The following is a 12,197-nucleotide window of genomic DNA, read 5'->3' as shown; positions in this document are numbered from 1 at the left end:
GGAAATCACCGAAGCGCTCGGGCAAGTCCCGCCACGGTATTCCTGACCGGTATCTGTACAATACCGCATCTACAAACAATCTGTTGTCTTTGGCTGTAACGCCGACGCTGCCTGACCTGCCGGGCAGCAGGTCTTTTATCCGTTCCCATTGGCTGTCTGTCAGTGCGTATCTTTTGGTTGTATTCATGGCTTGGGATTATAGGGTATTGGGTAATTGATGACACGCCCTAGGGTGTGTCATCATTTAAATTTTCCCACTGAAAATCAGTGTATAGTTAAAATGCTTATTTTTTCATACGAAGATTAAAAATGGCTTACTCCACCGACCTACGCCAAAAAGTCTTGGAAAAATTGGAACAGGGCTGTAGCATCCGCCAAACAGCCGCACTGTCCGGCATTCATTTCACCACCGTACGCAATTGGAAAAAGCAGCCGTTGCCGACCACACCCAAACCGCCACAGGTACGTCCGCCCAAGAAAATTTCCAAAGAGGCATTGTTGGCAGACGTGGAAGCCCATCCGACCGATTACCTGCATGAACGGGCAGCCCGTTTCGGCTGTACGGCACCGTCCATACGGCAGGCATTAATCCGTTACGGCATCAGCCGAAAAAAAACCGCTTAAAACACCCCAAAGCCGACCCTGCCAAACGCAAACGGTTCCTACGCCTGCAAGCGCGTTACCGGCGCAAAGGTAAGGAATTGGTTTATCTGGATGAAAGCGGTTTCCGCCGCGATTGGGTCAGAGCCTACGGTTATTCGGTCAAAGGCCGACCGTGCATAATCGGACACGATTGGCACGGTAAAAACCAAGTCAATGCCATCGGTGCATGGCATCAAGACAAACGCCTATTTGCGGTGGGCTTGTTTGAACAAGGGATTAACGGAACAGTATTTCAAACATGGCTTGAACAGGTTTTGCTGCCGCAACTGCCGCACCACAGCGTAGTCATCATGGACAACGCTTCCTTCCATAAAAGGGTGGCGGTTGCCGGGCTGCTTGAAAGCAAGGGGCATACCGTTTTGTGGCTGCCCCCGTACAGTCCCGATTTAAATCCGATTGAAAAGGTGTGGGCTTGGGTGAAAGCACTGCGCAACAAACAGCGCTTGAACGACATCGGGGAACTGTTCTCTTTATGTATGAATGATTAAACTTTTTAACTATATCATGGCGTTGGTAAATATGGGCAAGATATATTACACAGTCAGTATGGACGTAGAACTGGACATCCGACTTTACAGCCTGATAGAAAACTGTTTAAATCCGATAATATGGAATATTGGAAATGGCGTGTTAATCATAAATAAGGATTATTGATTTATGTTTCAAAAAATGAAAGAAATATACATATCTATGTATGGAAAAGAAAAAGTGAATAAGCAAGATTTATTGAAGATAGAAGAAGTACTTGAAGTGCATCTTCCAACAGATTTCATAAAAATTTCTGAATTCTATTCAGGCGGAATAGTTGGTGGAATAGAACACTTAAGTATTTCTTTAGATTGCGACGAAAACATATTAACCAAAACATTGTATATAAGAAATCACATCAACTTACCTAACAAATATCTTGTATTATCTGAAATGAATGAGAGTCTAATTTTATTAGATACTGAGAATAGTCATGTTATTTGGATAGATTCTGTAGATATGTCTTTTGAAAGGGCAGATTACTGGAATTCTTATGCTGAATTTTTTAGCTATATGATAGAAGAAGAGGAAAATTGACGGGCAGCGCAAACCTATCATACCCTATCTCTCGCTATTTGAGGCATGGTTTGAGCGGTGCCTGCTGCCCGCTTTAAACCACAAATCCGTCATTATTTTGGACAATGCCCGTTTTCACCGTATGGCTGTGTTACAGGAAATGGCGAAGCCCTCAGGGCACATCATTCTGCCGCTTGCTCCTTATTCGCCCGAACTGAACCCAATAGAAAAGACTTGGGCGAATATCAAACGCTATTTGCGTATGACCCTGCCTGATTGGGAGTGTTTTTCTGATGCATTAATTTATTATTCTTATTTTAATTAACTATAAAATTTTTAACTATAATATAAAAAACGCCGTCATTCCCGCGAATGCGGGAATCCACTGTGCAATGCTCGGCAAGCGATGTTTTATCAAAGTTTCTCGTGCTTCGACTTGGATTCTTGCCTGCGCGGGAATGACGGTGCGGCGTTTTCTCGGCTAATTGATGACACGCCTTACACCCAATCGGCGGATTCTTTATTTTCCGTTTCTTCCGGCGAACCGCCTTCGGGCTTGTCGTCTAACACCGACACATCGGGCACGGGGAACGACTCGCCCAAATCGTGCAACAAATTGTCGCGGATGCGGGTAAAGGTTTCATGCACGTATTCCGAAGCGCGGTGCGGGTCGTCCCAGCCCGCCGCCGTGTGCTGCGCCGCTTCCAACAAGCCCGCAAACACCTCAATCTGATGCTTGACCACCGCATAATAGCGCACTTCCGCCAACAGCTTGCGCTGCTGGTAAAACAGCACCGCCGACACCAGCACCAGCACCACCGCAGGAATCACGTAAAACACCACGCTCCAAGGCCCCAGACGGTTGAACATCAGATACATCACCGCATCTGCCGTCATGCCCTGACTCCACGCCGACCACAAGGGCGACAAAATAATCGCCACGTCCGCCGCCAGCACGCCCGTTCCCGCCAAGCCGCTAAAAAACGCAAAACGGCTGCCGGATTTCATGCGGCTTTCCACGTTGTGCAAGGATTCGAGCAGGGCTTTTTGGGCGCGGCGGGTACGCTGCTCCAAGCGTTTCATTTGGCGTTGCAGCTCCGCCGCTTCTTCCTGCTTCAGTGCCAAGCCTTCTTCGCGCTGCTTTTTCGCTTCGTTGAGCAGGGAAATTTTGTCTTGCAGCTCGCGGATTTCTTCCTGACGTTCCGCTTCGCTGGCGCCGGTAACGCTGAACACGCTTTCCGCATCGCGCACACGCTCCTGCAGGGCTTTGATTTGCTGGTCGAAGCCGTCAATAATGCGCTTGATGTTTTCGGGCGTGTCGCGAAACGGTACGCCGATGACGTTGTCCATCAGTGCCGATTGGAAACGCACGGTTTGAATGTCTGCACCGCGCAAATCGGTGCGCCACAGGTGTGCGCCCTGCAAATTGGCTTCGCGCAGGTAGGCGCTTTTCAAATTGGTATCGCGCAGGTAGGCGCCCTGAAAATTGGCTTCGCGCAGATACGCGCCCTGCAAATTGGTGTCGCGCAGGTAGGCGCCTTGCAGGTTGGTGTCGCGCAGGTAGGCTCCGCGCAGGTTGGCATCGCGCAAATCCGCGCCGCGCAGGTTGGCACGCTGCAAGCCCGCGCCTTGCAAGTTGGCTTCGCGCAGGTTGGCGCGGCGCATGTCTGCCGCTTCCAATACGGTGCCTTCCAATACGGCTTTTTCCAGATTGGCGGCAACCAAGTTCATTCCGGAAAGCACATGCCCCGACAAGTCGGCGCGTTTGCCGTCTTTGCCGCCGCTAATCAGCCACAAATAATGCTCTTGCAAAATCACGCGCAAGGCTTTGCTGCTCAAGGTATTTTGCTGTGTCATAAGGTTTTTGCTCCCGAAAATCCGCACAGGGGCGGAATAGGCGTGTCCGTCAGTGGCGGCGGCGCTGCAACAGCCATTTTATCCGAATCCGCACATCGTAGCCGACCGAGCCGGCACCGAACACAAACAATAATGCCGACATCGGCAGGGTAAAACGGTAGCCGATTTGGCGGTAGCCCCACGCACCGACCACCCCGCCGGCAACAAACGCCGCCATCAAGCCCAAAAACAGCTTCATTTTCGGGCGGTTCACCCGCACATCGGGCAAACGCGGATGGTGCTTGCGGCTGTAATACAAAACTTTGGACAATTCGATGCCCAAATCGGTGGCGGTGCCGGTCATGTGGGTGGAGCGGATTGCCCCGCCCGACAACACCGTCATCACCGTATTGTGCATGCCCATGATAAAGCACAAAAACAATAAGGTCAGCCGCACCGCCGCATCAATTTCCGCCATCGCCGCGCCCAGCAGCCCGAACAGCAGCAAATACACCGCTTCCAGCCACATCGACAAGCCGTAGCCGCTCCGGAAACGCTGCCGTTTCGCCCACAAAACCGTCCAATTGGCATGCGCCGCGCCCAGCACAAAGCACACCACCCCCGCCAATGCCGTCCACGCTGCCAGCCATTCGCCTTCAAACGCGCCGTCCGCCGCGTGCGACAAAGCGCCGGTAACGTGCGAAGTGTATGCCGCCACAGCAAAAAAACCGCCCGCATTGATGCCGCCCGCCAAAAACGCCATCACATAACCAAGCAAACGGAAACGCACATCGGAAATGTTTTGATGGTGCAGATAGGGTTTGTCTGCCTGCCAAAACGGGTGGCGGGCGATGCGGTTTTTGCGCGGCTGTTCGGGCATGACGGCGCATCGGCTGATGATAAACCCATAATCATACAGCAATTTGCCGCCGGTGCGATAGCACTGTTGCGCCGCCCTGCCCCGTTTTGGCAAAAACAAAAACGAATCATTGATTTAAATAATCAAGCATTTTGCGGCAATGTTGCTAAAACCACACAACTACCCCGCCAAAATCTTCTCCACAATCTCGCGCGTGTCTTTGGACAACTCCGGCAAAGCCGCCAATTTTTCCAGCTCCGACTTCATCAGGGCGCGGCGGTGCGGCTCAAGGCGGCAGCACAGGCTGAACGCGGCACGCACCAAATCGGCGGCGGTTTGCGGATTGAGCACGTCCGTTTCGCGCACCCGCTCGGCGATAAAACGGTAGCCCGCGCCGTCCGCCGCGTGCAGGTGCAGATGGTTGCGGGCAAACGTGCCGAGCAGGGCGCGGACTTTGTTGGGATTGGTGGGCGCAAACGCGGGGTGCGACAAGGCTTCGCGCACGCACTGCGGCGTGTCGGCGCGGCGCGAACAGGCAATCAGGGCGAAATATTTGTCCAACACCAGCGCTTGGTCGGCGAATTTTTCCGCAAAACGTGCCAGCAGCGCATCGCGGCGCGGGTCGTCAATGTGATTGACGGCGTTGAGCAAACCCCATTCGTGGCTCATGTTTTGCGCCATTTCGTCATAATGTTCAAACACATATTCAAGCTGCTCGGCGGGCGCGGCGCGGAGCATCATGCTGCGGCACAGATTGCGCAAACTGCGCCACGCCGCCGCTTCGGGCGAATAGGCATAACAGTCGGGCAAGGCTTCTTCCGCCGTTTTCGCTTGCAGATTCAAGGGCAGCCAATCTTCGGCAAAATGCCGCGCCAGCGCGTCCAGCAAGGCTTCGCGGGCGTGGTGCAGGCGCACGGGGTCAATGTCGGACGCGCGCCACAACTCTTCTTCGGCGGGCGGGGTCAGCAGCACGGCTTTAAACGCGGGGTCGATGTCGGCGCGGACAACGTGTTCCAGCGCGGCAAACAATGCGGCGTGGTCGGGAAGCGGCGCGTTGTCCGCCAAAGCGGTTTCGTTGGCGGCAACGGCGCGGCGGTAGAGCGTTTGTCCCGCTTCCCAACGGGCAAAGGGGTCGTCATCGTGTGCCAACAGCAGGGCAAGCTGTTGGTCGGTATAGGGAAAATTCAGGCGTACCGGCGCGGAAAAGCCGCGCAGCAGCGAGGGGGTAACGGCACGGTTTACGCCCTGTAACACGAATTCCTGTTCCGCTTCGGTGAGCAGCAGCACGGTTTCGGCGGTGTCCGCGCCGTTTTCAGGCAGCCTGAAACGCACGGCATCGCCGTTTTCGTCCAGCAAAGCGGTTTTCAGGGGCATCATCATCGGCTGTTTTTCCACCATGTCGGGGGTGGGCGGCACGGTTTGGCGCACGCGCAAAACATAGTCGCCGTTGTCGCGCAGGCTGCCTGAAACGTCCAACACGGGCGTTCCCGCTTGGCTGTACCACAAGGCGAATTGGCTCAAGTCCACGCCGTTGGCGTCCGCCATCGCCGCGCGGAAATCATCGCAGGTAACGGCTTGCCCGTCATGGCGTTGAAAATACAGCTTCATGCCTTTTTGGAAACCGTCTTCGCCGAGCAAAGTGTGGTACATACGCACCACTTCCGCGCCTTTTTCATACACGGTCATGGTGTAAAAATTGTTCATTTCCACATAGCTGGCGGGACGAATCGGGTGTGCCATCGGGCCGGCGTCTTCGGGGAACTGGTGGCGGCGCAAAAAGGCGGCGTTGTGAATGCGGCGCACGGCGCGGCTGTTGCGGTCGGCGGAAAACTCTTGGTCGCGGAACACGGTCAAACCTTCTTTCAGGGAAAGCTGGAACCAGTCGCGGCAGGTTACGCGGTTGCCCGTCCAGTTGTGGAAATATTCGTGGGCGATGACGCTTTCCACGCCGTCAAAATCGGCATCGGTGGCGGTGCGGGCATCGGCAAGGACGTATTTGGTGTTGAAAATATTCAAGCCCTTGTTTTCCATCGCGCCCATATTGAAGTCGCCCACCGCCACGACCATGTAAATGTCCAAATCATACACCAGCCCGAAACGGCTTTCGTCCCATTTCATCGCGTGTTTGAGCGACTGCACGGCAAACGCCACTTTGTCGGCATCGGCGGCGCGGGTGTAAAACTCAATGGCAATCTCGCGCCCGTCTGCGGCGCGGAAGCTGTCGCGGGTGCAGCTCAAATCGCCCGCCACCAGCGCAAACAGGTAGGACGGTTTGGCAAACGGGTCGTGCCACACGGCAAAATGCCGTCCGTTGGGCAAATCGCCGCCGTCCGTGCGGTTGCCGTTGGCGAGCAGCACGGGAAAACGCGCTTTGTCGGCGCGGATTTCGGTGGTGTAGATGCTCATCACATCGGGGCGGTCGGGGTGGAAGGTGATTTTGCGGAAGCCTTCGGGTTCGCATTGGGTGTAGAGGTTGCCGCCGCTTTGGTACAAGCCCATCAGGGTGGTGTTGTCGTGCGGATAGAGTTTGGTTTGCACGGTCAGTTCAAACGGCTGCGCGGGGGTGCCGTCCAGCGTTAAGACTTCGTTTGCCAAGCGGTAGGCGCTTTCAGGCAGCCTGCGTCCGTCCACGCTGATGCCGAGCAGTTCCGCCGAGCCGTGCAAACGCATCGCGCCCGCGCCCGTTTGCGGCAACACGCGCATGACGGCGGTAACGGCGGTGTGGCCGTCAAAAACATCAAAACACAAATCCACCCGTTCAATCAGATATTCGGGGGCGCGGTAATCTTTTAAAAATTTGGCGGTTTGGCTCATCACAAGGTTTCCGTAAAATCAAAAAACGAGGCAGTTTAGCACAGAAAACGCCGCCCTTTTTCGGGCGGCGCGGATTTTACTGCATCGGCAGATTTGTCCACACATTGCGGTAGCAGGTGTAATTAAACAGCAGCATGACTGCCAACAACGCCAAAACCACCGGAAAAAACAGCAATCCCGCCGCCTTTCCCAGCACCGCGCCCAAACCAACCGATAGAAGAATCATCACAATCGACACACCAAGCACCAACAACAGCCACACAAAGCCCGACACCAAAATCGGCAGCCAATTACGCAAACAAGCGCGAATACTCATGCCGATGGCACGGTGCGGGGCGACATCGTGCAACACCACCAAAGACACCGCAAACACCCCGCAGAACCACATCGGCCAAGCATAAATCAACAGCCACACACCACCACGAAGCCACGACTCCGGTAACAGTGCCAACAGCAGCAGCGACAACAACAGCGACAACAACATCAGCAACACGCCCAAAACCAACAAGGGCATGAATTTATATTGAAAACCCGCAAACAAATAAATAAAGCGCAAATCGTCCTCTTCCGCCAGCGATGCGGCAGCAACCAGCATTCCGCCCGCCAGAAACGTCCCCAGCAAAGTACCCGCCGAACTGCTCAAGAACAACATCACCGGCATTGCTTGCGGCGACATGCTCATTGCCCAAAAGCTCCAAACCGCGCTCGACAGCGCAGTCAATAGAAACATCACCAACACCATCAGCATCCACGTCCCCCAACGCCGTTTGAACAAGCCCCACGCTGCCCGCACCCATGTCAAACCGTCTCCCGCAGAACATTTGTTCGGCATGTCTGCCAAATGCAGTTCCAACTCTTCCATTTGATTCACCCCACATTTTCCCATAGCAAAAGTTAAACAAAATAATAGCGATTATACCCGAACCCTTGAATTTTGGGAAAAACACGCTTGCCAACATACCAAAACAGACGCATTTTCCACACAAAAACCGCCCGAACCCGCAGGTTCGGACGGTTATGTGTCATGGTAAAGGGGAGATTATTTGCCGTTCAGTTCCGCACGCAGTTTTTTGGTAACCTCCATCATCACTTCCAACTGCTCAACGGTTTCTTTCCAAGCGCGTGTTTTCAAACCGCAATCGGGATTCACCCACAAACGCTCAACGGGCACCACGTCCATCGCTTTACGCAGCAAATGCTCGATTTCGGCGGCTTGCGGCACGCGCGGGCTGTGAATGTCGTACACGCCCGGCCCGATGTCGTTGGGGTATTTGAAATCGCCGAACGCGGTCAGCAATTCCATATCGGAACGCGAAGTTTCAATGGTAATCACGTCCGCGTCCATGCTGGCAATGGCGGGCAGAATGTCGTTGAACTCGGAATAGCACATATGCGTGTGGATTTGCGTGCTGTCTGCCGCGCCGGTGCTGGAGAGGCGGAAGGCTTCGCACGCCCACGCAAGGTATTCGTCCCATTGTGCTTTTTTCAGGGGCATGGCTTCGCGAATCGCGGGTTCGTCAATTTGAATGACTTTGATGCCGGCTTTTTCCAAGTCCAACACTTCATCGTTCAATGCCAAAGCGATTTGTTTCGCCACCACGCTCAAGGGCACGTCATCGCGCACAAACGACCATTTGAACATGGTAACCGGGCCGGTAAGCATGCCTTTCATCGGGCGTTTGGTCAAAGTTTGCGCGTAGGACGACCAGAACACGGTCATCGGATTGGGGCGCGACACGTCGCCGAAAATAATCGGCGGTTTCACGCAGCGCGAACCGTAGCTTTGCACCCAACCGAACTGGCTGAAGCAGTAGCCCGCCAGTTGTTCGCCGAAGTATTCCACCATGTCGTTGCGCTCGGCTTCGCCGTGTACGGGTACGTCAAGCTCCAGTTTTTCCTGCACTTCCACGCAATAGGCGATTTCTTTTTTCATCGCCGCTTCGTAGTCTGCGGCGGAGAGTTCGCCTTTTTTGAAGGCGGCGCGGGCGGCGCGGATTTCGGCGGTTTGCGGGAAGGAACCGATGGTGGTGGTGGGCAGCACGGGCAGGTTCATCCACGCCTGCTGCGCTTTGATGCGCTCGGCAAACGGCGATTTGCGTTGGTCGGCACCTTCAGGCAGCTCGGCTACGCGTTTTTGCACGGCTTCGTTGTGGATTTTTTTGTTGGTGGCGCGGTCGGCGGCGGCGGCATCGGAAGCAGCCAGCGCGTCTTTCACGCTGTCTTTGCCGTGTGCCAGAGCTTGTTTTACCACGCCCAGTTCCACCAGTTTTTGTGCGGCAAACGCCATCCAGTTTTTGATTTCGGGGTCGAGTTTCTCTTCCACCGCCAAATCTTGCGGGCTGTGCAGCAGCGAGCAGGACGGCGCAATCCACAAATTGTTGCCCAGTTTTTCCTGAACGGGTTTCAGGGTGTCGATGACTTTGGACAGGTTGGCGCGCCACACGTTGCGGCCGTCAATCAAACCGACCGACAAGACTTTGTTTTCCGGCCACGCATCGGCAAACAGGGCAAGCTGTTCGGGCGCGCGCACGCAGTCAATATGCACGCCGTGGACGGGCAGGGCTTTGAGCAGGTTCAAATGCTCGGCAACGCTGGCAAAGTAAGTGCCGATGATGATACGTACGCCAGTGTTCGCCAATTCTTTGTACGCGGTTTCAACGGCTTTAATCCAGTTGGCATCGGCATCGGCGGACAAAATCGGCTCGTCCAGTTGAATCCAGTCCACGCCTTCGGCGGCCAGTTCGCGCAGCAGTTGGGTGTAGGCGGCGAGCAGTTTCGGCAGCAGGGTGATGCGTTTGAAGCCTTCGCCTTTGGCTTTGCCCAGCCACAGCAGGGTAACGGGGCCGACCAAAGTCGGTTTGATGTCATGACCTTGCGCTTTGGCTTCTTGGATTTGGGCAATCAGGTTTTTGGCATTGACGGCAAACTCGGTATCGGCGTGCCATTCGGGAACGATGTAGTGGTAGTTGGTGTCAAACCACTTGGTCATTTCCATGGCAAATTGGGTGGCGTTGCCGCGTGCCAGTTGGAAATATTCGGGCAGCGTGAGCGTGGCGGGATTGAAACCGAAACGCTTGGGAATCGCGCCCAATGTGCAAAGCAGGTCTAAAACGTGGTCGTAAAAGGAAAAATCGCCAACAGGCAGCAAATCCGCACCGGCGGCTTTTTGGGTCGCCCAGTTCAGACGGCGGATTTCGGCGGCGACTTCCTGCACTTCGGCTTCGGTTTTCGCGCCTTTCCAAAAGGCTTCAACGGCAAATTTCAGTTCGCGCTTCGCGCCGATGCGCGGGTAGCCGGACAAATGAACAGTATTCATAAACAATTCCTTAAAAAGCCCCACAGCTTGGGGCGACAAACAATGCGAAAACGCGATATTGGCGCGTTTTTCAAATGAATGCAAATGATAATTTTGCATTTACATTATGAATTTTTTTCATAAAGCGACCGCACCACCACATAAACCAACGCGCAATCAATAATGCGGATAATCTGCGTTGCCACCGCCCAAGTCGGCGACAGCATCTGCCACACCACCCACAACAGCAAAGTTGCTGCCAACACCCCCGCCCAAAAACGCCGTTTTTGCGCTGCCGTCCGCACCTGTGGCGCAGGATAACGCCGTGCCGTGTGCCGCCACACCCAAGCCACATAAGCCAGCCCGAACACGCCGCCGCCGTATTGCAGCCACTTATACACGGGAATACCCAAGCTCATATTCAAAAAAGAAATTCTTTCCACAAACCAACCATTGTGATGGGTGAATGCGTCCCACACAATGTGCGTTGCCATACCCAATAAAGCGGAAAACAAGAAAACCACCACACGGCGAAAATGCGTTTGCGGTGGCGGTTCAGGCAAAGCAAACGCCCAAGCCTCTGGCAAATACGCCCGCGCCACCGCCCGCAAACGCCATCGGTACAGCGCATAAAACAGGCACACCAACGGCAAGTTCAACAACCACATGCCCACCCAAGTATGCCCGAAGCCGTTTGCCGCCCTGCCCTGCAAAAAATAAATAAAATCAGGCGACATCGCCCCCAAAACCAAAGCAGTGCGGTGCAAAAACGGCCTTTCGGGCAACCACAAAACGGCAGCAGGGTGCGACAAGGTAAACGGCATCAGTTTTCCTCTTTATCTGCCAACATCTTGCGATACACCGCGTCCGGCACATAGCGCGACAATACCTGCCGCCAACCTTTGTAGCCGACCAAACCTTTGACCATTGTGGACGAAATTTCCGCAATTTCACGCGGCGGCATCAGAAACACCGTGCGGATTTCCGGTTGCAAATCAGCGTTGATGTAGCGCACCGCCCGTTCATACTCGTAATCCGCACCTGAACGGATGCCGCGCACGATAAACCGCGCCGACACCGAATCGGCATAATTCACCAAAAAGTCGTTTTCAAACGCATCAATCCGCACATTGGCAAACGGCGCGGTGATTTCTTGCAGCATCTGCCGCCTCTCCGCCACCGTATAAGTGCTTTTTTTTTCGGCATTGACACCAATCGCCACAATCAACTCGTCAAAAAGCTGCTGCGCTTGGGCAATCATCCACAGATGCCCGTTGGTGGGCGGGTCAAAACTGCCGGCATACACGGCTCTACGCAAAATCGGCGCTTGCATGGGGGTCGTTTCTTGTAATTAAACCCCCCTGAAACATCAGGGGGGTTTATGAATAATTGTTTGGCGGTTCCCTACTTTCGCACGGGCATCCGTACTATCATCGGCGCAACTGCGTTTCACTGTCCTGTTCGGGAAGGGAAGGAGTGGTACCGCAGCGCTGTTGCCGCCAAACGTAAAGGTGAGATTGGAAGCCGTTTTTGGTGATGTTTTGTTGTTCACAAACTGTTTTTATTTGGTACGTTTTAAAGTACTTCAAATGATAGAGTCAAGCCGCACGGGCAATTAGTACAGGTTAGCTTCACACATTGCTGTGCTTCCACACCCTGCCTATCGACGTTGTGGTCTCCAACGAC

Annotated in this window: 11 protein-coding genes, 2 rRNA genes and 1 pseudogene; 4 read left to right on the top strand and 10 right to left on the bottom strand. The window is 54.2% G+C overall.

Going from position 1 to position 12,197, the window contains the following annotated elements:
* A partial coding sequence (locus tag G392_RS13365) for a transposase (protein WP_156900839.1) occupies window positions 1–187 on the bottom strand: 187 nt, incomplete at its 3' end.
* 122 nt (window positions 188–309) lie between these two features.
* On the opposite strand from G392_RS13365, the gene G392_RS0108985 reads away from it, so the two are divergent.
* The 4 genes and pseudogenes from G392_RS0108985 to G392_RS13360 form a co-directional block, all read left to right on the top strand.
* The gene (locus G392_RS0108985; RefSeq protein WP_027009967.1) at window positions 310–624 is read left to right on the top strand and encodes an IS630 transposase-related protein; all 315 of its coding nucleotides are present in this window, start codon (window positions 310–312) and stop codon (window positions 622–624) included.
* Complete coding sequence (locus tag G392_RS0108980) at window positions 558–1,151, top strand: IS630 family transposase (RefSeq protein ID WP_156900876.1); 594 nt, start codon at window positions 558–560, stop codon at window positions 1,149–1,151. The genes G392_RS0108985 and G392_RS0108980 overlap by 67 nt, the downstream gene beginning before the upstream one ends.
* Before the next feature lie 169 nt (window positions 1,152–1,320).
* The gene (locus G392_RS0108970) at window positions 1,321–1,728 is read left to right on the top strand and encodes an SMI1/KNR4 family protein (RefSeq protein ID WP_027009965.1); all 408 of its coding nucleotides are present in this window, start codon (window positions 1,321–1,323) and stop codon (window positions 1,726–1,728) included.
* A gap of 37 nt (window positions 1,729–1,765) precedes the next feature.
* A pseudogene (locus G392_RS13360) lies at window positions 1,766–2,032 on the top strand (transposase); the annotation flags it as partial.
* 173 nt (window positions 2,033–2,205) lie between these two features.
* Here G392_RS13360 and G392_RS13115 read toward each other — a convergent pair.
* The 9 genes from G392_RS13115 to G392_RS0108920 form a co-directional block, all read right to left on the bottom strand.
* Window positions 2,206–3,564, bottom strand: a complete 1,359-nt coding sequence (locus G392_RS13115) for a pentapeptide repeat-containing protein (protein WP_051255664.1) — start codon at window positions 3,562–3,564, stop codon at window positions 2,206–2,208.
* Window positions 3,565–3,613: 49 nt separating this feature from the next.
* Complete coding sequence (locus G392_RS0108955; RefSeq protein ID WP_027009963.1) at window positions 3,614–4,423, bottom strand: YoaK family protein; 810 nt, start codon at window positions 4,421–4,423, stop codon at window positions 3,614–3,616.
* A 159-nt stretch (window positions 4,424–4,582) separates the two neighbouring features.
* Window positions 4,583–7,216 (bottom strand): aminopeptidase N, encoded by a 2,634-nt coding sequence (gene pepN, locus G392_RS0108950; RefSeq protein WP_027009962.1) that lies wholly within the window; start codon window positions 7,214–7,216, stop codon window positions 4,583–4,585.
* Window positions 7,217–7,292: 76 nt separating this feature from the next.
* Window positions 7,293–8,078 carry a hypothetical protein gene (locus tag G392_RS0108945; RefSeq protein WP_027009961.1) on the bottom strand — a complete coding sequence of 262 codons (786 nt, stop codon included), beginning with the start codon at window positions 8,076–8,078 and terminating at the stop codon, window positions 7,293–7,295.
* Window positions 8,079–8,255: 177 nt separating this feature from the next.
* Entirely contained in the window at window positions 8,256–10,532 is a 2,277-nt protein-coding gene (gene metE, locus G392_RS0108940) for a 5-methyltetrahydropteroyltriglutamate--homocysteine S-methyltransferase (protein ID WP_027009960.1), read from the bottom strand.
* Between the two features lie 104 nt (window positions 10,533–10,636).
* Window positions 10,637–11,335, bottom strand: a complete 699-nt coding sequence (locus G392_RS0108935) for a DUF4184 family protein (protein ID WP_027009959.1) — start codon at window positions 11,333–11,335, stop codon at window positions 10,637–10,639.
* Window positions 11,335–11,844, bottom strand: a complete 510-nt coding sequence (coaD, locus tag G392_RS0108930) for a pantetheine-phosphate adenylyltransferase (protein WP_027009958.1) — start codon at window positions 11,842–11,844, stop codon at window positions 11,335–11,337. The genes G392_RS0108935 and coaD overlap by 1 nt, the downstream gene beginning before the upstream one ends.
* Window positions 11,845–11,902: 58 nt before the next feature.
* Window positions 11,903–12,015, bottom strand: a 5S ribosomal RNA gene (rrf, locus tag G392_RS0108925).
* A gap of 90 nt (window positions 12,016–12,105) precedes the next feature.
* A 23S ribosomal RNA gene (locus G392_RS0108920) occupies window positions 12,106–12,197 on the bottom strand; the annotation flags it as partial.

This window comes from Conchiformibius kuhniae DSM 17694 (assembly GCF_000428785.1).
Taxonomy (GTDB): Bacteria; Pseudomonadota; Gammaproteobacteria; order Burkholderiales; family Neisseriaceae; genus Conchiformibius; species Conchiformibius kuhniae.
The sequence above is the reverse complement of the archived record's forward strand: the minus strand, read 5'-3'. Positions and strand labels throughout refer to the sequence as shown.